The following is a 20,888-nucleotide window of genomic DNA, read 5'->3' as shown; positions in this document are numbered from 1 at the left end:
AGACCATGATCCGTATCCGCCATGCTGACGAAACCCCGCATGAAGCGAGTGAAATCAACGTCACACCGTTTATCGATGTCATGCTGGTGCTGTTGGTCATTTTTATGGTCACCGCCCCGCTAACCACGGTCAACGTACCGGTAGACCTGCCCTCATCAACCGAAAAACCGACACCCCGGCCTGACAACCCTGTTTTTCTTACTATCCGGGCGGATCACTCCCTTGCCTTGGGGGAGGATAACGTTACCGCCGAAACCCTGCCCGCAACGCTGGATGCAGCCACGCACACCAATAAAGACGAACGCATTTTCCTGCGGGCAGACAAAACCGTGGATTACGCCACACTCATGCAGATTATGGACCAGCTGCGTGCCGCAGGTTATCTCCGGGTGGCGCTGGTAACCCAGCAGGGGCAGGAAGAAGGACAGGAAAGCGCGTCAGTTCCCATTCAGGCGCCCCCGCCATGAGCGGTGCAACCCGTTTACCGCAGGACAGGCTGCTACCGCACCAGCAGGCAGGCGGCTGGCTGTCTTTTGCAGACTGGCAACAGGACCAGCAACGCCAGATCCGGCGAGAAGACTCCCTTCGCTGGACGGCGTCCTTTCTGGCTACGCTGGCTATAAGTGCCACCTGCCTGTGGTGGGTACTTAAACGGCCCCACCCCGTGACACCATTGCCTGAGCAACCGCCCACAGCGATTGCCATTGATCTGGCACCCGAACCCGCTACCATACCGGCTCCGGCAACGGATAAATCTCCAGCGCCACAGCCAACACAGGCTCCCGCTGTACCCACAGCATATGAACCACCAAAGGTAATGGCCCAGCCATCCCCCGCGCCCAACCCGCCAGAACCGGTAGCCAGACAACAAAAACCAGTCAAAACCAGCAAAAAACATAAACGGCCAATACCACAGAACAAAATGGCCGATGCCAGCAAGCAGCCCGCAACCACCTCAAGTGCGCCGCCGCCATCCGAAACACAGAAAACGCCCATTGCAGCGGCCGCGGCGGCGGGAGGTTCATCCACCCAAACAACGCATGATCCGCAGACATGGCAGAGCGCATTGCTGGGTCAGTTGGAAAAATTCAGGCGTTATCCCTCTCAGGCCATGGCCGAGCATCAGGAAGGCACACCCAGAGTGACATTCTCGATGGACCGGCAGGGTCATGTGCTGTCGGTCATTCTCGCCCAGACATCAGGTTACGCCCAGCTCGATCAGGAAGCACTCTCTCTCCCCGCCCGCGCGCAGCCTTTGCCGCCGCCTCCAGATGAAATCATGGGCAATCCCGTAACACTCACCGTGCCCATAGAATTCACCCTCTCACGGAACTGATGGCCAAAAGGCGGAAGGGGCAACACCACCCCAACCAGTCTGACGCCATCTGCCCCATGCTATTTATTGCGGCATATCGGGATATTTGACCCTGACATGCTCGGAAATTCCGCCATCCCACACTCCGCCACGCGTCGTGTCAGGGGTATCGGGGTGCATGACCTTAACCTGCCGGGCAATACCTGCATCCCACACTCCGCCTTTTGTCGTATCTGGCGTGGCCGGGTGCGCGACTTTGACATGTCTGGAAACACCGGCATCCCATGTTTCAGCATGGGCCGTGTGCGTAACAGCAAGACCCAGAACCAGCGCACAAGCATAGTATGTTTTTTTCATCATACTGCCTCCTGTTTAACAGAACTGTAACAGTATTTATTTACGCATCTCTAGCATTCAAGGTTCATTTTTTAAAACTTATTATATACCAACCATTCCTGCATATGAGCCTGACGTCTTGCGCAGGGCTGTGGCCGCACTAGCCATGCCAGCAAGGCATGAAAACCACGCGCCAGAATCAGCCTATTTCTGAAAAAACAGTCTGATAACAACAGGATATGAATAAGGAAGAAAAAGCCCCGTGCCGGAACAACGCAGGCAAAGAGGTTCTACATGAACAGGGCGTAAAGCTGGGCTACCTGCCTGGCTTACCACCTGAAAACCACCAACATTTTTTGAAAGATTGGTGGGCGCACAAGGACTCGAACCTTGGACCCGCTGATTAAGAGACACAGAACCCTAGATACAGTTAAGACGCAGGGAGCCGCAAGGAGACGAAAAAATGGCAGTCTTTTGCGGGTCTTAAAAAAGCGATCATGCAACGTGACGCAACGAGCCACACGGATTACCTTTTCAAATGACTCCGGATTGACTCCGGAAAACGGCATCAGCGGGTGCAGGAGGGGACAGGTGCCAAAAATTCGGGCCGGGTTACACCAAATGCGGTGTAATAGGTGTATCAGGTGTAACACTCATATATATTATATTGATTTCATTAGGTTTTTTGGCTCTCAGACTGATACACCTCACCAGTTCGTGAGGTGTATCAGGTGTGACAGATGCCCCGGAGGGGCCGCATGAAGCTGACAAAATCGGGAATAGACGCCCTCACCTGCCCGCCGGATAAGCGGGACGTGATGTTTACCGATAGTGAGGTGAAAGGCTTTGCCGTGCGGGTAAATGCCACCGGCACCAAGACTTTCCTGTTCAACTACCGCTTTGCCGGTAAGCCCAAACGGCTGGTGCTGGGGCAGTATGGAGCCTTAACACTGGCACAGGCCCGCAAGCTGGCCGAAGCCGCACGGGGCCGCGTTATGGCGGGCGGAGACCCTGCTGGCGATAAAAAGGCACAGGTGCAGGAATATCAGGCGCAGGTGGCCGAGCAGGCCGCACAAGCTGCCGCCAATGCCTTAACGCTGGATGTGCTGATAGACCGCTGGCTTGCCGGGGCATTGCGTGACCGGGCGGCCAGCTACCGGCGCGATGCCCCACAGCGCATACGCTATGCCCTGCCCCACCTGCTTGACCGTGCAGCCCACGCCATTACGCAAGCGGAGGTGCAGGCCCGGTTGGATGAAATAGCCGAGGACCACCCGACCACAGCCCGCCGACTCCATGCCTATGGCCGCGCCATGTATGGCTGGGCAGTCAAACGCGGGCTGGTGCCAGACAACCCGTTCTCTGCCGCGATTGTGGAAGGCCGCGAAGTCTCCCGCGACCGGGTGTTGTCCGATGCAGAACTGGGGGAGTTCTGGCGGGCTTCCGGCCTGCTACCTTACCCGTTCGGCCCGTTCTTTCGCCTGCTGGCATTAACCCTCCAGCGCAGGAATGAGGTGGCGGGGATGCAATGGGGCGAGATAACCCCCGACCTTTCAACCTGGACCATTCCGGCCGAGCGCGCCAAGAACGGCAAAGCCATATTGTCCACCTGTCCGAACCGGCCCGGCATGTGCTGGCAGGGCTACACCGGCAGACCGACCCAAAGACCGGGGCCATATCGCCCTTGGTGTTTACCTGCACGGGCAAAACGCCCATTTCCGGCTTCTCGGCTGCCGTGGCACGGCTGGAAGCTCTGATTATGCGTGAAAGAGCCGAGCAGGCCACCGGTGGGCAAAAAAAAGCGGGAAAAAAGCCCCTCCACCCTGCAAGCTACGGTGGGGTGGCGGTTGCATGACCTCCGCCGCACGGGAGTGACAGTAATGGCCCGGTTAGGGATTGGCCCCCATGTGGCCGATAGAGTGCTGAACCATACGGAAGGCGCCATTAAAGGCGTTGCAGCCGTTTACCAGCGCCATGAGTTCCTGACAGAGCGGGCGGCGGCGCTGGATGCGTGGGCCGGGCATGTGTTGGATGTGGCTTCCGGAGTGGAAACCGAACCCACGGCAGGGAATGTGGTGGTGTTGAGACAATAAAGAACGAAGGGCCCCCTCCGTGTAAGAAAGGGTGCCCTTCTATAATCTATGTTGCACATAAGCTTGTCATAGCTCTGCGGCTAGGTGCTTGGACTTAGTATGTACTCGCTCTGAGTTGTGTCATCGAAATCACGATACGAAAATAGATAACAAAATATATTCGAATGTTTTTGATATATTCTGATAAAGTATAATCAAAAAAAAGAAAAAAGAAAATATCAACAGGATATAACAAATTACTTTAGATATTGTTTTTGTTTTTTCATTTATATCAAATAGAGAAAGGACTATTTCTTTGTAATTCTCTGATATTTGAATATCAGATGATTTGCTATCTGGATTGTAATTAAAAATTAACGTTTTCCCTTCAAAATTTCCATAAATTGTAAAACTATTGTTCGAAGAAATTAAAATTCCAGATTTATTTTCATTAATGAATTCTTTAATATATAATTCTTCTAAATCTTTTTTTGTATTTATTTCTATATTGACACGTGAATTAAATGATGAGTCGCGTAATTTTTGGAAAAAATCGTTATTATCTATCAATATTTCCTTATTTTTCCTAATAAACTCCAACCATTCATGCGCTATATTTCTATTCGGAAGCGCTTTTGATATATAATTTTCAATATTTTTATATTTCCTTATGAAGGGTGGACAGAACAATAAATAAACTACGTACGCAATCAAATAAATTATTGATGCAATCCACATAGCTTCCCAAGAAAAAGGAAGGCTTAAACCGCTAGATATAATACAAATATTATTTGCGGAAACCCCACTCAATCCACATGATTTTTTATTTATTAAGTCAATAAAATTTACAAATATTGGCGTTACCGTAAACCCAAATAGAAAAAATCTAAAATACTCTATTGTAAATATCCTATTCAAAAACTCCCACGTCATTTGAGGATAGTGTTTATCTTTCACTAATTTACCAATTCCCATATTAAAAACTTTCTTTTTGCAATTCTATCCGCAACCTAATCCCAACCCCTCGGCCATTTTCGGGGATAAACTCGACCCCGGCGGCTTCTAGTACGGAACGGATGGCTTCTATTGTGCTGGCTTTTAGTTCTTCGCCTCGTTCAAGGCGGGCAATGGATGGTGCGCACTCTCAAACCAGCCTGACCATAACTGCTCGTATCAAGAGCTAACCGCGCCTATACCATCATGGTTTGGCAGTGCTTATCCTTGCTCGTCTGTATGAAGATACTCTGGTCGCTACAATGACCGCTCTGCCCGCTATGGCCTGCGCTGCCACCACCAATAAGAATTCAGTATTTTACTCCTTCAAAAAATTTTTTATGTTATGCGGACTATAAACGTCAAAAAAAATATTTGCACACTCTTGGAAATATAATCATTATAGATGCAAAATAACAATATCTAACCAATTCACTATCTCCAAATTTAACTTTCTCATAAGCAATAATCATAGCGAGGAAAAAAGAAGAAAATATATAAACTCCCTCTAGTATATTCTTAATTATTCTAACAAACCTATCGACATCTTTCTGTGAATATTTCATTGGGTTTAAAATGAATTTGATCTCGAAGATTTTTACAGTACAAACAGCTGCCATAATAAGTGATGCAAATAGAGCTAAAAGCCCCCAAATTCCAATATCTTCAAAAAAAGCTGATATAACTCCAACGAAAATAAATGAAAAACAGCATGATATATCAGATGCTAGCGCAAAATATATGAAATATTTCCATCTTATTATTGTTGAATTTGCACACAATAATGCTTTTACAACAAAAAAAAGGCGCAACAATTATTGCCCATATTATTTGTTTATAATTATATAAAAACCTTACAATATCTGCTTTTGTGGTCAAAATTTATCTCCGTAACCTAACCCCAGCCCCTCCGCCGTTTTCTGGGATGAACTCGACCCCTGCAGTTTCTAGTGCGGAGCGGATAGCTTCTATTGTGCTGGCTTTTAGTTCTTCGCCTCGTTCAAGGCGGGCAATGGTGTTGGGAGACACATCAGCAGCCGCTGCAAGTTCGCGGACACCCCACCCGACAGCCACACGCGCCATTTTACACTGAACTGCCAACAAAACAGTAACCTCGTTACAATTATTCTTGCAAACAAAGAGTAACCGTGTTTCGATTATAGGGCAATGTAATTGCGGCCAGAAAGGGAAGGTCGAAGCTCCCGATCTGGCCTAACCACAACCGCTCGTATCAGGAGACGGTAATGGCTAACCACGCCTATACCATGCCCGGCTCACGCCCGGCAGTGCTTACGCTTGCTCGCCTACGTGGCGAGGCTCTAACCGCCCTCGGGGCTGCTAGCCTCTGCATGATCGCTCTGGCCTGTTTCCTGCACCCAGAACACCTGCAAGCCCCCTCCGAGCCACAGGCCCACCACGCACAGCCCCAGCACAAGCCCGCCACGCTTTACATGGCCTGCCTGCCTCCCAGCCCGGAGGTGGCAGAATGAGCCAAATACAGCATCCCTCTACTGGCCTGTCTCGCCGTGGTGCTCTTACCTCTGTGCTGGCCGCCACAATGACCGCCCTGCCCGTTATGGCCTGTGCGGCCACCACCAATGAGGATAGTGCCGCTCTGGCCCTCTGCGCCGCGTTCTGGCGGGTGCATGGGCGCATTAGGGCAATGGATGCAGACCCGGAGTTGCCCTACGGCTCGCCCGAACAAAAGCGGTTTGAAGCGGAGTTAGCCAAGCTGTGTTGGCAGGAGGCTGACATCCTAGGCCAGCTTGCCAACACCCCAGCCCGCACCACGGCAGGCCAGCAGGGCAAGGCATCCATCCTGCAGGCCATTCTCCCCACCGCCCTTGCCGACTTTGATCTTGGCGCGGAATGTGAGGAAATCCGGCTGGTCATGAGCCTGCTGGATGATCTAGCCGGAGGGCAGGCAGCATGAGCAAGCAAGCCCCCACACAAACCGGCCTATCCCGCCGCACGGCACTGGCCGGTGTTCTGGCCCTCGCAGGGAGTGCAGCCCCCGCTCTGGCGGCTCCTGTGGAGCCAGATGATGCGGAATTGCTACGGGTGGTTCAGGCCGGGCTAGAAGCCGATGCAGCCTTTTGCCTGCTATCCGAGGCATGGGCCGATGAAATTGACACCCCGCCGCATGTGGAAGCTCAGGAGCACGCGCTAGTAGATGCCCTGTCCGATAAATGGGATGAGGCCGGGAGCCTGCAAGCCCATACGCTGCTTGGGCTACAGGCCAAAGCCCGGCTGGCCCTTACCGCCATGCCCCTTAACCGCAACCGCACAGTCAGCCCCGGTGCTCCGGACTATCTTATGTGGTCGCTCTGCCGTGACCTGCTGAATGGAGTTTGAAACGCCTCACAAAAAAACAATGACAATTTTGGTGGACAAATGTGATGGATGTGCTTTTATGCCCCGGTGAACAGAAAGGAACCGCCGTGGCCACCTACAAGAAAAGCCAAGCTCTTTACGCCCTATGGCGCACATTGAGCAATCCGGCCTTGGCAGGTGGTGCGGAGCGTCCTCCGGGCATTTTTGGCCGGCGCTTTGACAAGCTAGTTTCAGTCAACGTCCCTCTGCTGCCAGAAGAACGGGTAGGACAGGCAGGGCAAGACAATCAATTTACAGCAGACCAAGTGTTTCTCATGGCCGTGGCCTTGACCATTATGGACTCAGGCCTTGGCTTGGGTGCAACCGGGTTCTTTATCTATCATGCACGGGAAAGCCTGAAAGCGCGTTACAGAGCAATTATGGAAAACCCGCCGTCACCTTTCCCAGAATACGAAAGGGACGATAAGCGCGTTTATCTACTGTTCCAGAACCGCGACATTCAGGAATTTTATCCCCCGATAGACTCTGGCAAGGTTGAAGGATGGGCGGGCACAGGCACCCCTCCTCTCATTGTTAACCCGGTTTATGCGGTGGGCCTTGATGGTCTTAAAGAGAAAATGAACACCTACCTGCAAGGTGGAAACTATAACCACGCCTTGGTAGTTGAACTAGCGAAAATGGCTTCTGTTCTCACATACAATCTTAAACATGCACCGATTGCTAAAAGGGGGCGTCATAAGTGATGCCTTTTACCCATAAGACCAACAAAAAAGAGGAACAATGAAAGTGAGACCGCCATTCCCGGCAGCCCCTATTCTGGATGAAACCCGTATCTATTCAGAAAAATGGGCAGCAGATTTTCTCGGGCTATCAAGCAGGACTCTGCAAAACATGCGCAAAGATGGCGGAGGGCCAATCTTTGTAAAAATCTCTGAAAGGCGCGTGGGTTATACCCTATCCGCCCTCCGCACATGGGTCGTCTCTCGGTCTATGCGGAGCACAGCAGACTCAACGGTAAAGCTCGGAGGTGTGGCATGAGAACCGCGCTTACTCCTCTTGCCTTCGATTTTGAAGGCCACGCGGTTCGCACCATTAACCGCAATGGTATCACATGGTGGGTTTTGGCGGATGTCTGTGCAGTGCTGGAGATCAGTAAATATCGAGATACCGCTACTCGATTGGATGATGACGAAAGGGGGGCGGTATTAGTGGACACCCTTGGTGGACCACAAGAAATGACCGCCATTAACGAGTCCGGCCTGTATTCCCTTATCCTGACCAGTCGGAAAGCAGCAGCCAAGCGGTTCAAAAAATGGGTTACAGCGGAGGTGCTACCAGCCCTCCGGCGCACAGGCACATACAGCATTGGCGCACAGCCTGATATTGGCCATGTCTTGGGCGTTGCCGAAGCCGCCATTCACGCCAGCCAAAATGCCGTAAGGGTGCTGGCGCCTAAAGCACAGGCATATCACAACCTGACGTGTATGGACGGCCTGCATACCCTGACAGACGCGGCCAAGCTGTGCGGTCAAACCCGTAACCAGTTCCTTAGCAAGCTGGAAGCAATCGGCTGGATATACCGCTCTGGTGGCGCTGGACGTTGGCAGGGCAAAGCCGACAAGATCAAGTCGGGCTGCCTGACGCACAAATATCACGAAACCCGTGACGAGAACGGACACCTCAAGGAACGCTCTCAAGTTGTCGTAACTGACCGGGGCGTTGCTAAACTTCGGCTTATCCTTGCCCGCCTCGAAACCATCATGCTGGAAGGAGATGCGGCATGAGGCCCCTTCAACCGACATGGGCGCATGATGCCATGCTCTCAACCGTGGAAATGGCCATGGTTGCAAAGCAGTATGAGGAAACGCCCTGCACATGGCTATGGTCGGACTATGACGCCCATGGACCTAATCTGCTTACTAAGCTGCTCAATGTCTTGGCTGGCGTTGAGAAATATCTCCCTGAAAGCATGTCACAGCCGAACTTAACCAAAGCCCTCCGGCCTTATGGCATCACGGATTTTGCAGCGGTTCCCTCGCCTATGGCCATTACCGGGCTGGCAACAGTCTGGAGCTATGTCCTTGAGCTTTTGGAGGCTGATGCAACATTCTCAAGCCTCCTTGTGGACGAAGACAGACCCATACATGCGGCACGGGAGTTCATCCCCATTCGTGCAGGACTGGTGCGTTTGCGCGTGGCGCTATGCCGCAACAGCCGCTCATCTGAAGCTCTCTTTTGGCTGGAGCAGATCGGCTGGAGCGAACTGCTGGAACTGGCTGACAAGCGTGATCATGCAGGCCGTGAACTGATCGCTGGCCGTGCTTTCTGTTCACCGGAGGGTGGTGTTGCCATTCTCCCCAAAGACTGGCGTGGCCATGCGGCTGTTTAGCGCCTCTGAACTGGCCCGGATTCTGGCGGACCATATTACGCGCCTCGCACCTGAACTGCTGCCACATGGCAAAAAGGACGGTGCAGAATGGCGCGTGGGGTCTTTAGCTGGAGAGCCGGGACAAAGCCTTGCCGTGCGTCTGACAGGTGCACGGCGGGGGCTGTGGTGTGACTTCTCCAGTGGGGAGCGTGGCGATGCTCTGGACCTTGTAGCCGCCTGCCTGTTCAGCCATGCCCGCAAAGACGCAATGGCATGGGCTAGCACATGGCTTGGGCTGGCGAACAACGCGTCACATGCCCCCGTCCTGCGCCCTCCGGTTCAAGAAAAACTGAATAGTCCTGAACTGGACAGGGAAGCGCAACAGCGCCGAGCTAAGGCGCGGCGGCTGTGGCAGGACGCAGCACCCGGCATTGCTGGCACTCCAGTCGAAACCTATCTGTCTGGCCGTGGCATAGACCTGCGCTTGCTTGGCCGTGCGCCGGGTGCGTTGCGCTTCCATCCCGCCGTGTGGTGTGCGGAGGCGCAGCGCCCTTTGCCTGCCATGCTGGCCGCAATCGTTGGGCCAACAGGGAAAATGGCTGCGGTGCACAGAACATGGCTGGCACAGGCACCCTCCGGCGCATGGGGCAAAGCTGAACTGGCAAATGCTAAAAAGGTGCTGGGCAGTTTTGCAGGTGGGTGCGTGAGGCTCTGGCGTGGTGCCTCTGGTGCAGCCCTTGGCATGGCTCCGGATGGTGATGTGACCATTCTGGCGGAGGGCATAGAAACAGCCCTGTCCTGTGCCATTGCCTGCCCGGAATACCGTGTTCTGGCCTCTGTCAGCCTAAGCAATATGGCTGCCGTCAAACTGCCTGACACCATCACCGAAATTATTGTGGCGGCTGATAACGATGCCGGAAATCCGGCTGCGCGTAAGGCGCTGAAAGCTGCCCTTCACCAATTTGCACAGCAGGGCCGCACGGTTCGGCTCGCCGTGCCAGAAATCGAACATGGAGACTGGAACGATGTCCTCCGAAACGAACCAGACACAGGCCGGAACAGGCCGTGAAGGTGTGCGGGCAGCTTTGTCGGGTGCCAAAGTTATCAAACTGAAAAACGGCAAGGATAAAGGCACCGAGCGCAAGCCCTCCGCTAGACGGACAGAAACAGAGGACGGGCGCTTTTTCGTTGATAATTTTGGCCTGTTCCGAAAAGCAGCGGACAGCACCAAAGCCGATATGAAACTGTCCGGCCCTATTGAAGCCCTAGCCGAAACACGCGGGCCAGATGGCAAAGGCTGGGGCATCCTGCTGAGCTGGATTGACCGGGACGGACAACAGCATGAACAGGCTTTTCCGCGTTCCATGTTCAGTGGCGATTGTGGCGAACTCCGGAGCCAGCTTGCAGACGGAGGGCTTACGCTTGCAAGTAGCCCGGCAGCCAAGGCCGGGTTTACGGACTGGATAAGCAGCATTTCCACACCAGAGCGGGCGCAGTCGGTCGGACGCATTGGCTGGCATACACTGCCGTCTGGCCGGGCGTATGTGCTGCCAACCGGCACCTACGGCAACATGGACGAACGCGTTGTGCTGCAAACAGCCGAACCGGAAACGGATCTGTTTGGCGTATCTGGCACGGTGGAAGAATGGCAGCAGCACATAGGTTTGCTGTGCCGGGGCAACAGTCGCCTTGTCCTGGCTGTATCGAGTGCGTTCGCTGCACCATTGCTTGGCCTGCTGGGGCTGGATGGTGGTGGCATATCGCTCTTTGGTGCCAGCCGGGCTGGTAAATCCACAGCTTTGCTGGTTGCTTCCAGCGTATGCGGCGGCACGGCAGATGCCGGGGCCAAAGGCTATGCCCGCTCTTGGCGCAGCACCTCTAACGGGCTGGAAAGTGTTGCGCTGGCAAGCTGTGATGCCCTGCTACCGCTGGACGAAATAGGTCAGCTAGACCCAAGAGAAATTGCTGATGTGAGCTACATGCTTGCCAATGGGCAGGGCAAAGTCCGTGCCAGTCGCACTGGCTCTGCTCGGGCGGTTGCTCGCTGGCGGGTGCTGTTCCTGTCCACGGGCGAAAAAACACTGGATGATGTGAACCGCGAGGCTGGCCGGGCCACCAAAGCTGGCATGGAGGTGCGCTACTGTGACGTGCCAGCCGATGCCGGGACCGGTATGGGCCTGTTTGAGAACACGCACCATATGGATACCGCTGGGGAGTTTGCGGACCATCTGGGCAATGCCTGCGGGCAGTTTTACGGCGCACCCTTTCGGGCCTTTCTGGAACGTCTGACCGTCCTCATGGCGGAGGAAGGCATACGCCCGCTGCGGGAGCGCCTGCTTGACCGTCTGGAGGCCATAGCCGCCGGATACCTGCAAAACTGGCCTCGTGCCTCAGGACAGGTGCGTTCTGTTGCCCGGCGCTTTGCCATGATCGCCGTAGGCGGTGAACTGGCAACCACCTTTGGCCTGACCGGCTGGGATGCAGATACGGCAGACGTGCTGGTTGGCCTGTGTTTTGGGGACTGGTTACGGGCGCGTGGTACCTCCGGCCGGAGGGAGGATGAACAAGCCGTGCAGCAGCTCCGCGACTTCATTGCCCGCAATGGTGCATCCCGCTTTCAGGATTGGGTGGACAGAACAGCAGAGGAACTGCCGCAATCATGGGATGAAGCAAACCACCACCAGAGAGATACCGCACACAGAACCAAGCAGGCTGGCGGCGCTGGGCCAAAACGCAAGAGGGGCAATGGGGCTGGGGTTATATGCTCACGTCCTCGGGGATACGTGAGGCTCTGGCGGGCCTGAACCTGCGGGACGCAACCAAGGCGCTGGCCGAGCGTGGTGTGCTGATACCGGATAAAGAGGGCAAGTTTTCGCAATCTGTCCGCCCACCGGGGCAAGCGGCCAATGTCCGGCTCTATGTGGTGGCCGGAAACATTCTGGCACTCTCTACCGGCAATGAATGACCTATGGCCGGAGGGAGGGAGCGTGTCCGTTTGCCTCCGGTCTATTTTTGCTCGGTATGCACCAGCAGCATGACTCGCCGTGTCTCTTTGAAGTATACCCCATAGAGACAAATTTATGAGACAGTGGGATGGCGGTTTTCTGCGTCTCAAATAGGTTGATTTTTAATTTTGAGACAGACAAAAGAGAAAGTCTAAACCCTATTGAGACAAACGAGACGCGAAATGACCATTTATGGATATGCGCGAGTCAGTACGACTGACCAAGACCTGACCATTCAAGAGCAGACCCTTGCCGCAGCCGGGTGCACCGTCATTCGCTCCGAAAAAGTTTCAGGGTCGAGCACCAGTGGCAGGAAAGAACTGCAAACCCTGCTTGCCTTCCTCCAGCGGGGCGATGTGCTGGTCGTCACACGCATAGACCGGCTGGCCCGCTCCATTGCTGACCTTCAAACCATTATGATGGAACTCAAGGCAAAGGGTGCGGCCTTGCGCTGCACAGAACAGCCCGTGGACACCAGCACAGCAGCAGGCAAAGCCTTTCTGGATATGCTGGGCGTATTTGCTGAGTTTGAGACAAACCTCCGCCGGGAACGCCAGATGGAAGGCATAGCCAAGGCTAAGGCGGACGGACGTTATAAAGGGCGCAAGCCCACAGCCCGCAATCAGGCTACAGAAGTGCAGGCACTTATGGAGCAGGGTATGAGCGCCGCTGAGATTGCCAGCCGCCTTGGTATAAGCCGGGCCTCTGTTTATCGCTGCAAGGATGCAATCGAGCCTGCGTGAGCCGTGGCCATGACATGCGTGGTGTGGTGCGCGGGCAGCGCGCGGGTTTCTTTTCCGATTTTTGAGCATTTGAGGGCTGAAACAAGCCAAGCCATGCACCAAAAGCATAACAAAAAGTGTGCATTTTAAGCGGCTAAAAGCAGGGAAAACCAGCCGTTTAGAGCGGCAATATCCTTATGAATGGCAGAAAACAGCCATTTTCACTTTCAAAGTGATACACCTATTTTCGGCAGGTGTAACAGCCAGAACAAAAAAGGTGTATCACTTTTAGATAAGTAAATCAGTCACTTATCTAGAGTGATACACCTGTTACACCTGATACACCTTTTTTGGGGTAGGGGTGGTAAGAACGGGAAGGTGTGACGCGGCCAAGGTCATGCGTAAAACGCATATCTTAACCTAGGCTCGTAGGTGGGGGGCTATCTGAAAGTCGGGATGCCCTTGGGCACCGCAACCGCATCAGGCTCACGCGCGGATTTTTTCTGCCAATTGAAAACAATCAAGTTTTTCAAACAGCGGAGGCACCCATAGGGATAGGGGTGTTTAATCTCTCACAGGCATGAGCACCGGGACCGCGCCATAACCAAATTTTTGCATCCGCGAAATTGAAACAAAAAGACACATAGAGATCCGGGGGGAAAGACAGTCATATTTTTCGGGTGACAGAACCGCTGGCGGGAAAGAACCCTGCCCCATGCGATCTAGAAAAAACGGTTTCAAATGACTCCGGATTGACTCCGGAAGCTGGACACCCTGCCAGCCTGAAACCTTAAAACCACCAAAATCTAAGGAAAAGATTGGTGGGCGCACAAGGACTCGAACCTTGGACCCGCTGATTAAGAGTCAGCTGCTCTACCAACTGAGCTATGCGCCCTTACAGCCTGTTCGGGCTGAAGTAGGCGCTTTCTAACACCTCTTCCGCCTCTGCACAAGCCATAAAAATCAAGATTTTAACAAAGCCAGCACCACATCGAGCTGATCAAGGTTTTTGTAGTGAATTTCCAGCGAACCGCTCTGGTGTCCGTTAAATTTCACAGCCACACGCAACCCGAGCCTGCTGGCCAGATCGCGCTCAAGCGCCTTGATTTCGGGGTCTTTGGGCGCTTTGTCCTGCGGGGTGGCGACAGGGCTCCCCTGCTGGCTCAGAGCCTTCTGTACAAGGGCTTCTGTCTGCCTAACCGACAGGCCACGGCTAATGACCTCGGCCGCAGCAGCCACCGGATTGGGATGCGACAGCAGCGCTCTGGCATGACCGGCTGACAGGTTGCCGGTCTTAAGTTCTGTCCGCACGGCTTCGGGCAGGCGCAAAAGCCGCAGCATGTTGGCGACATGCGGGCGAGACTTGCCAATGGCTTTGGCAAGGTCTTCCTGCGTAAGGTTATAGTCTTCCTGTAGGCGGTTAAGGCCTTCGGCTTCTTCAACCGGGTTCAGGTCTGCCCGTTGCAGATTTTCCACCAGCGCCGCCGCCATGGCATCGGCTTCGTCCAGGTCACGCACATGCACTGGCACATCGTGACACTGTGCAAGCTGTGCGGCCCGCCAGCGACGTTCACCGGCGATAATCTGATACTGCCCTGGCTGGTCGGGGTCAGGCCGGACCAGAATAGGCTGAAGGATACCCCGCTCACGGATAGACTGGGCCAGTTCTTCCAGCGCTTCAGGCTGCATATCCTGACGCGGCTGGAAAGGCCCCGGCACCAGAGCTTCCACCGGAAGAGAACTGACACCCACCACACGCACTGGCTCAGTTGGCTGTGTGTGCGCCTCAACAACAGAGGCGCCAGCCTGCTGTGCTGCGGGGACAGAAACGGACTGCGCCACAGCCGCATCGCCCAGCAGCGCAGCAAGGCCACGGCCCAGTCTGGGACGGGCGGCTGGTTTTTTCACGGTTCCGCTCATGCTGTCCTCTCGATGATTTCAGCGGCTAGTGCCTGATAGGCCATAGCACCGCTAGCCCTGCTGTCATAAACGGTCACGGGCTGGCCGTAGCTCTGCGCCTCGGAAATACGGATATTTCTGGGGATAACGGTTTGCAGCACGTCATCCTTGAAAAAGCTCCGGGCATCCGCCGCAACCAGTTCGGACAGATTATTGCGCCGGTCATACATGGTCAGCACAATTCCGGCCATTTTCAGTGCCGGGTTAAGTTTTTTGCGCACACTGCCAATGGTGCGCACCAGATGGCCCAGCCCTTCAAGCGCAAAGAACTCGCACTGCAACGGCGCCAGTACACCATCCGCCGCAACAAGGGCGTTCAGGGTCAGCAGGCCCAGACTGGGGGGCAGTCGATAATGATATAATCTGCCTCAGCCTGAAGCGGCGCCAGCGCCGAACGGAGCCGGGTTTCACGGTCAGGGGCATCGACCAGTTCAATTTCTGCGCCAACCAGTTCCGTATCCGAGGCGATAACGGACAGGTTTGGTACTTCGGTTGGCTGCAACAGGTCATGCGCGGTTTTTTCGAGCATGAGCAGCCCGTATGTACCGCCCTTGCGGGCATCATACGCAACGCTAACCCCTGTGGAGGCATTCCCCTGTGGGTCGAGATCGACCAGAACAACCCGTGCACCACCAGCAGCCAGAGCCGCCGCCAGATTGATGGATGTGGTTGTCTTGCCTACGCCGCCCTTCTGGTTGGCGACAGCAAGAATACGACAGGTCTGTGTTTTTTTATCTGACACGATTGAAATTACTCACTTCCAGAATCACGCCATCGGACGCGGTTTGGCTCGGATAGGTTCGGATATCCATCCGCCAGTCCTTTTCCGCCTCCCTGATTTCCTGTGCGGCCTGCTGCCCTTTCAGGAACAGGCAGCGTCCTCCGGCCTCCAGCAATGGAAAGGCCCATTCAAGCAGCTTACCTAGCGGAGCCAGCGCGCGGGCTGTTACCACGGGGGCAGCGGGCACCTGTGCCTGCTCCAGCCGGGATGCCACAACCTCAAGCCGTGCACCGCTCACCCGAGCGGCCTCGCGCAGAAACGCCGCCTTTCTCTGGTCAGACTCGATCAGCACACCGGGGATATCTGCCGCAATACCCAGCACCACACCGGGAAAGCCACCGCCTGACCCCATATCGGTAAACCGCTCGTGCCCTTTTAACAAAGGAAGGAGTTGCAGACTATCCAGAATATGCCGCTCCCACAGGTTCTCCATATCTCTGGGCGAGACAAGGTTGATCCGTGGGTTCCATTTTTGCAGAAGCTCCGCATAACGGGTGAGCCGCTCGCCTGTTTCACGTGAAACAGGCAGGCTCTCATACGGTGCGGGCATGGGTTTTTCCCTTACGCAGATAAGCCAGAACCGCCATCAGTGCGGAGGGGGTTACCCCCTTAACCCTCTGCGCGGCCGAAAAACTTTCCGGCCGGGCGGCTTCAAGCCGTTCCTGCATTTCAGCACTCAAGCCACCAATAGCCGCAAAGTCCATATCGGGGGGGAAGCGGATTTCCGTTTCCACCTCAAGCTGCCGGATTTCGCGCTGCTGGCGCGCCAGATAACCGCTATAGCGGGCCTGCGTGACAATATAGTGCCGGGCACGCTCAGGCACCTGTAAAAACCATGGGGCAAGGCTGCTTATAACGGCCTCATCCGTGCCGTAGCCCAGAATCTCCACCAGACTGCGCCGCCGTCCATCCTGCGAGATTTTCATCCCCAGCCGGGTGAGTTCCTGCGGCTGCCAACTCTGCTCTTCCGCCTGCCGGGTGGCACTCTCTATGGCCGCAACATCACGCGCAAAGACCGCCTGCCGTTCTGCCCCGACACACCCCCATTCCGCACCCAGTTGGGTCAGTCGCATATCGGCATTGTCAGCCCGCAAGGTCAGCCTGTATTCCGCCCGCGAGGTAAACATGCGGTATGGCTCACTCACCCCTTGGGTGGTCAGATCATCGATCATGACGCCAATATACGCCTTGCCCCGATCAAGGCTGACTGCCTCCTGCCCGCCAGCACGCCGGGCCGCATTGACCCCAGCAACAAGCCCCTGTGCCCCGGCCTCTTCATACCCGGTGGTGCCATTGATCTGCCCTGCCAGAAACAGGTTGGGCACGGCACGCAGTTCCAGTGCGGCAGTCAGCTCACGCGGGTCGACATAGTCATATTCCACTGCGTAGCCATGCTGGGCAATCACCGCGCGTTCCAGCCCGGGGATAGAACGGATCATCATTTCCTGCACCGTGGCGGGCAGGCTGGTTGAAATACCGTTCGGATAAACGAGGTCTCCCCCTTCATGCTCGGGCAGGGCTTCAGGCTCGAGAAAAATCTGGTGACTGGTTTTTTCCGCAAACCGCACCACCTTGTCTTCTATCGATGGGCAATAGCGCGGCCCACGGCCGGAAATGCCGCCACCATAAACAGCCGACAGATGCAGATGCTCGCGAATAATCCGGTGCGTTTCTTCCGTGGTAGCCGTAATGCCGCAGGTTAGCTGGGGCGTGGTAATGGCCTGAGTCATACGGCTGAACGGTTCCGGCACAACATCACCCGGATCACGCGCAAGGCTGTCCCAGTCAATGCTCTCGCTCTTGATGCGTGCGGGCGTGCCGGTTTTCAGCCGCCCCATTCGCAGGCCCAACCCTTTGAGCCTTTTGGCAAGCTGGACGGACGGCGCCTCGCCAATACGGCCTGCCGGGCGGCTTTCATGGCCAATATGAATCACGCCATCAAGAAACGTGCCGGTTGTCAGCACCACAGCCCCGGCCTGCAAATGCCTGCCGTCTTCCGTAACCACGCCACACACACGGCCCAGCGCATCGCATACGAGATCAGCCGCAGCGCCTTCCACAACTTCCAGCCCGTCCTGCTCGGCCAGCAGGGCCTGAATGGCAGTGCGATACAAAAACCTGTCCGCCTGCGCGCGCGGCCCCTGCACGGCTGGCCCCTTGGAGCGGTTGAGCAGCTTGAAGTGAATACCGGCCCGGTCAGCCGCCTTGCCCATCAGCCCATCCAGCGCATCAATCTCGCGCACCAGATGCCCCTTACCAATACCGCCTATGGCCGGATTGCAGGACATGGCCCCTAGTGTGGCCCGGCTATGGGTCAGCAATGCGGTACGCGCACCACAACGCGCAGCGGCAGCGGCAGCCTCGCACCCCGCATGGCCTCCCCCCACCACAATGACATCATAACCCGCCTGCATGACCCTAACCTTTTCCCTCACTTGGGCTGTATAGCCAGCCCCCTATTTTCCTATGCAGAACTGCCCGAATATCGCATCCAGCAGATCTTCAACCCCGACTTCCCCCGTCAGGCGGCCTAATGCCCGCATGGCCAGCCGCAGTTCCTCGGCACGCATTTCGGGCCAGTCCTGCACCATCGCGGCATGCAGGTGCTCGCAGGCTTCCTTTACACCCGCGGCGTGCCGTGCCCGCGTCAGCAATGGCATGCCGGAGGAAGATGCTGTCAGCATTTCGGCCCGGCGTTCCAGCACAGCCCGCAAGTCTTGCAGGCCATTACCAGTTTTGAGGCTGACGGCCACAACCGGCACATCTTCAACCGATTCTGGCACGCTCCCGCAATCGGTTTTGTTTCCTACCAGAACAGCGCCGGGAAACACAGTGCGCGGTGGCGTATCTGCCGCGAACATCTGAATAACACAATCAGCCTGTTTCACGTGAAACAATGCCCGGCGCACCCCTTCCGCCTCAATGGCATCTTCCGTCTCGCGCAGGCCCGCCGTATCAATAAACGTCACCCGTATGCCCGCAAGGGTAGTGACAATTTCAAGTGCATCACGCGTGGTGCCAGCAACGGGTGAAACAATCGCTGCATCGCGCCCGGCCAGCCAGTTCAACAGGCTTGATTTACCCGCATTGGGGGGGCCTGCAATGGCAAAAACCATCCCACCCCTGATCCGCTCTCCCTGCTGACCTTCGGCTATATGCTGCTCCATATCCGCCAGCAGCGCCCCCATGCCAGATAACAGACCCTGCTCGACCTCGGGGGGGAGTTCTTCATCCGCAAAATCTATCAGCGCTTCCTGCCAGGCCAGACTTTGCTTGAGCTGGTCGGCCCAGTCCTTATACATCCGGCTGAGCGCACCATCGGTCTGGGCCAGAGCCTGCCTGCGCTGGCCTTCGGTTTCAGCGGCAACCAGATCTGCAATGCCTTCAGCTTCCAGCAGGTCCAGACGCCCGTTTACAACGGCGCGGCGGGTAAACTCCCCCGGTTCCGCCGGGCGGGCACCCTGCTCCACCAGCACATCCGACACCGCGCGGATAATGGCTGGCCCGGCATGCAGGTGCAGCTCAAACCCGTCCTCTCCCGTATAGCTGGCCGGGCCGGGAAACCACAGCACAACGGCGTGGTCCAACTCAGTCTCGCGGGTCTGTGCATTACGCCAGAGCCTGCGCAGGCCCGCATGGCGTGGGGGTGGCAGGCGTCCGCACAGATGCTCCAGCAGGGCTGCACTCCCTTTCCCGCTCACACGCATCACGGCAATGGCGGCACGCTCCACACCGCTGGCCAGAGCAAAAATCGTCTCTTCACCCTGATAGCCCAATGCCGCGCTCCCCCTTTGCTGCTTCCTGCCCTTGTGGCACCACCGCTTCTAATGCAGTTTCCGCGCCAGTCGTAGATTCAAAAAATGATAAGATGCCAATAAGCTGGCAGGCGTGGCACAATTGCGCATTATCCAGAGGGTTTAGGCACCAGCCTGCCCTGATTATTCCCCGGAAGGTTTCTTTCTGACCATGCCCCAGCTTTCCCTGCATTCCCCCCTCGGCCCGCTCACCCTTTCGGAAGAAGACGGCGCCATTATTTCTCTGGACTGGGGCTGGGGGCGCGATCAGACCGAAACGCCCCTGCTCAGTCAGGCCTGCTCGTGGTTGGATACATGGTTTGATGACCCCGCAGCCCAAGGGGCTTTCCCCCTTGCCATGGCACCTTTTGGCACGGCCTATCAGAAAAAAATCTGGGCAGCCCTCTGCACAATCCCTGTCGGGCAGACCCTCACTTATGGCGCACTGGCCGCACAGGTAGGTGGCAGCGCCCAGTCTGTCGGGCAGGCAGTGGGCCGTAACCCTATTCCCATTCTCATTCCCTGCCACCGTATTGTCGCGCAGCAAGGGCTGGGCGGTTACTCCGGTGATGGCGGGGTGGAAGACAAAGCGTGGCTTCTGAGGCTCGAAGGGGCCGAGTTCCCGAGCAAGGCCTGAGACAAAACCGGCCCGGCTCCCCTTATGGGAAACCGGGCCGGGCACGCCCTCACACTCTCTCTGACCAAGCGTTACGGGCTGTCACAGCTCTGGGTCATGACGTTAAAGAACCGCCCACTCGCACAATGCACAACCGTTGGATCACCCTGCGTTGTACCGGGGTTTGTGGTCGGGGTTGCGGTATAAACCGGCGAGGGAAAAGGCGCCTGCCCGTTCACCTGCGTCATGCTCTGCGCCCCACCCGGCACGGCATAGCTGGGGTAGGATGTCATACCCCCGGACTGCATTGGCTGGGAGGTTACATACTGCCCCTGCTCATTGTAATACGCGCCACCGGACGAACCGGCCGACTGGCCATTACCCCGAACAACAACAACATTGCCAACTGACGAGCCCATGGCAGCCCCAAACATGAACGGAGCAGACCAGCCCCAACCCCAGCCAGCCCAGCCGGGGCTGATCCACGGATCGTTCCAGCTATCATAGCCCCAGCCATAAGCCGGATAGTTCCAGCCGCCATAGTAATCAGGGGCCCACCAGCCCATGGACGGATAACCGCCGCCCCAGCCGCC

Annotated in this window: 19 protein-coding genes, 1 tRNA gene and 4 pseudogenes; 13 read left to right on the top strand and 11 right to left on the bottom strand. The window is 55.9% G+C overall.

Going from position 1 to position 20,888, the window contains the following annotated elements:
* Positions 1-5: 5 nt before the first annotated feature.
* Positions 6-467 carry a TonB system transport protein ExbD gene (gene exbD, locus JCM25143_RS03930; RefSeq protein WP_025860096.1) on the top strand — a complete coding sequence of 154 codons (462 nt, stop codon included), beginning with the start codon at positions 6-8 and terminating at the stop codon, positions 465-467.
* The gene (locus JCM25143_RS03925) at positions 464-1,336 is read left to right on the top strand and encodes an energy transducer TonB family protein (RefSeq protein WP_025860095.1); all 873 of its coding nucleotides are present in this window, start codon (positions 464-466) and stop codon (positions 1,334-1,336) included. Before exbD ends, JCM25143_RS03925 begins: the two co-directional genes overlap by 4 nt.
* Before the next feature lie 63 nt (positions 1,337-1,399).
* Here the strand turns inward: JCM25143_RS03925 and JCM25143_RS03920 are convergent, their stop codons facing one another.
* A complete protein-coding gene (locus tag JCM25143_RS03920; RefSeq protein WP_234394941.1) occupies positions 1,400-1,675 on the bottom strand; it encodes a hypothetical protein in 276 nt (91 codons plus the stop codon).
* 734 nt (positions 1,676-2,409) lie between these two features.
* On the opposite strand from JCM25143_RS03920, the pseudogene JCM25143_RS16675 reads away from it, so the two are divergent.
* A pseudogene (locus tag JCM25143_RS16675) lies at positions 2,410-3,744 on the top strand (tyrosine-type recombinase/integrase).
* A 129-nt stretch (positions 3,745-3,873) separates the two neighbouring features.
* Here JCM25143_RS16675 and JCM25143_RS21870 read toward each other — a convergent pair.
* The 3 genes from JCM25143_RS21870 to JCM25143_RS21315 form a co-directional block, all read right to left on the bottom strand.
* Positions 3,874-4,698 carry a hypothetical protein gene (locus JCM25143_RS21870; RefSeq protein WP_148300003.1) on the bottom strand — a complete coding sequence of 275 codons (825 nt, stop codon included), beginning with the start codon at positions 4,696-4,698 and terminating at the stop codon, positions 3,874-3,876.
* Between the two features lies 1 nt (position 4,699).
* A complete protein-coding gene (locus JCM25143_RS23355) occupies positions 4,700-4,852 on the bottom strand; it encodes an XRE family transcriptional regulator (RefSeq protein WP_148300007.1) in 153 nt (50 codons plus the stop codon).
* A gap of 746 nt (positions 4,853-5,598) precedes the next feature.
* Entirely contained in the window at positions 5,599-5,817 is a 219-nt protein-coding gene (locus JCM25143_RS21315) for a helix-turn-helix domain-containing protein (RefSeq protein WP_456303592.1), read from the bottom strand.
* Positions 5,818-5,960: 143 nt separating this feature from the next.
* Between JCM25143_RS21315 and JCM25143_RS16670 the strand changes: the two genes are divergently transcribed.
* The 9 genes and pseudogenes from JCM25143_RS16670 to JCM25143_RS03860 all read left to right on the top strand — a co-directional run bounded on the left by JCM25143_RS16670 (position 5,961) and on the right by JCM25143_RS03860 (position 13,166).
* Positions 5,961-6,206: a hypothetical protein gene (locus JCM25143_RS16670; RefSeq protein ID WP_025860092.1), complete on the top strand. Its 246-nt coding sequence runs from the start codon at positions 5,961-5,963 to the stop codon at positions 6,204-6,206.
* Positions 6,203-6,649 (top strand): hypothetical protein, encoded by a 447-nt coding sequence (locus JCM25143_RS03895; protein WP_025860091.1) that lies wholly within the window; start codon positions 6,203-6,205, stop codon positions 6,647-6,649. The genes JCM25143_RS16670 and JCM25143_RS03895 overlap by 4 nt, the downstream gene beginning before the upstream one ends.
* Positions 6,646-7,071, top strand: coding sequence for a hypothetical protein (locus tag JCM25143_RS03890; protein WP_025860090.1), 426 nt, complete (start codon positions 6,646-6,648; stop codon positions 7,069-7,071). Before JCM25143_RS03895 ends, JCM25143_RS03890 begins: the two co-directional genes overlap by 4 nt.
* Positions 7,072-7,157: 86 nt before the next feature.
* The gene (locus JCM25143_RS03885; protein WP_148300002.1) at positions 7,158-7,793 is read left to right on the top strand and encodes a hypothetical protein; all 636 of its coding nucleotides are present in this window, start codon (positions 7,158-7,160) and stop codon (positions 7,791-7,793) included.
* A gap of 291 nt (positions 7,794-8,084) precedes the next feature.
* On the top strand, positions 8,085-8,834 hold the full coding sequence (locus JCM25143_RS03880) for a phage antirepressor KilAC domain-containing protein (protein ID WP_025860088.1): 750 nt from the start codon (positions 8,085-8,087) through the stop codon (positions 8,832-8,834).
* Entirely contained in the window at positions 8,831-9,439 is a 609-nt protein-coding gene (locus JCM25143_RS03875) for a hypothetical protein (protein ID WP_025860087.1), read from the top strand. The genes JCM25143_RS03880 and JCM25143_RS03875 overlap by 4 nt, the downstream gene beginning before the upstream one ends.
* A complete protein-coding gene (locus tag JCM25143_RS03870; RefSeq protein ID WP_025860086.1) occupies positions 9,426-10,487 on the top strand; it encodes a DUF7146 domain-containing protein in 1,062 nt (353 codons plus the stop codon). The genes JCM25143_RS03875 and JCM25143_RS03870 overlap by 14 nt, the downstream gene beginning before the upstream one ends.
* A 4-nt stretch (positions 10,488-10,491) precedes the next feature.
* Positions 10,492-12,383, top strand: a pseudogene (locus tag JCM25143_RS16665) (DUF927 domain-containing protein).
* 222 nt (positions 12,384-12,605) lie between these two features.
* The gene (locus JCM25143_RS03860; RefSeq protein WP_025860085.1) at positions 12,606-13,166 is read left to right on the top strand and encodes a recombinase family protein; all 561 of its coding nucleotides are present in this window, start codon (positions 12,606-12,608) and stop codon (positions 13,164-13,166) included.
* Positions 13,167-13,964: 798 nt separating this feature from the next.
* On the opposite strand, the gene JCM25143_RS03855 is transcribed toward JCM25143_RS03860, so the two are convergent.
* The 6 genes and pseudogenes from JCM25143_RS03855 to mnmE all read right to left on the bottom strand — a co-directional run bounded on the left by JCM25143_RS03855 (position 13,965) and on the right by mnmE (position 19,661).
* Positions 13,965-14,040 (bottom strand) — tRNA-Lys (locus JCM25143_RS03855).
* A 68-nt stretch (positions 14,041-14,108) separates the two neighbouring features.
* Entirely contained in the window at positions 14,109-15,065 is a 957-nt protein-coding gene (locus JCM25143_RS03850) for a ParB/RepB/Spo0J family partition protein (RefSeq protein WP_025860084.1), read from the bottom strand.
* Positions 15,062-15,849, bottom strand: a pseudogene (locus JCM25143_RS16660) (ParA family protein). Before JCM25143_RS16660 ends, JCM25143_RS03850 begins: the two are co-directional and overlap by 4 nt.
* Positions 15,836-16,435 (bottom strand): 16S rRNA (guanine(527)-N(7))-methyltransferase RsmG, encoded by a 600-nt coding sequence (gene rsmG / locus JCM25143_RS03840; RefSeq protein WP_025860083.1) that lies wholly within the window; start codon positions 16,433-16,435, stop codon positions 15,836-15,838. Before rsmG ends, JCM25143_RS16660 begins: the two are co-directional and overlap by 14 nt.
* The gene (gene mnmG, locus JCM25143_RS03835) at positions 16,419-18,299 is read right to left on the bottom strand and encodes a tRNA uridine-5-carboxymethylaminomethyl(34) synthesis enzyme MnmG (protein ID WP_025860082.1); all 1,881 of its coding nucleotides are present in this window, start codon (positions 18,297-18,299) and stop codon (positions 16,419-16,421) included. The genes rsmG and mnmG overlap by 17 nt, the downstream gene beginning before the upstream one ends.
* Positions 18,300-18,341: 42 nt before the next feature.
* Positions 18,342-19,661: a tRNA uridine-5-carboxymethylaminomethyl(34) synthesis GTPase MnmE gene (mnmE, locus tag JCM25143_RS03830; protein ID WP_025860081.1), complete on the bottom strand. Its 1,320-nt coding sequence runs from the start codon at positions 19,659-19,661 to the stop codon at positions 18,342-18,344.
* A gap of 190 nt (positions 19,662-19,851) precedes the next feature.
* On the opposite strand from mnmE, the gene JCM25143_RS03825 reads away from it, so the two are divergent.
* Complete coding sequence (locus JCM25143_RS03825; RefSeq protein WP_025860080.1) at positions 19,852-20,316, top strand: methylated-DNA--[protein]-cysteine S-methyltransferase; 465 nt, start codon at positions 19,852-19,854, stop codon at positions 20,314-20,316.
* Positions 20,317-20,387: 71 nt separating this feature from the next.
* On the opposite strand, the pseudogene JCM25143_RS22240 reads toward JCM25143_RS03825, so the two are convergent.
* Positions 20,388-20,888 (bottom strand): annotated as a pseudogene (locus tag JCM25143_RS22240) (hypothetical protein); the annotation flags it as partial.

Origin of the sequence: Acetobacter papayae JCM 25143 (genome assembly GCF_000613285.1) — a bacterium.
Lineage (GTDB): Bacteria > Pseudomonadota > Alphaproteobacteria > Acetobacterales > Acetobacteraceae > Acetobacter > Acetobacter papayae.
The sequence above is the reverse complement of the archived record's forward strand: the minus strand, read 5'-3'. Positions and strand labels throughout refer to the sequence as shown.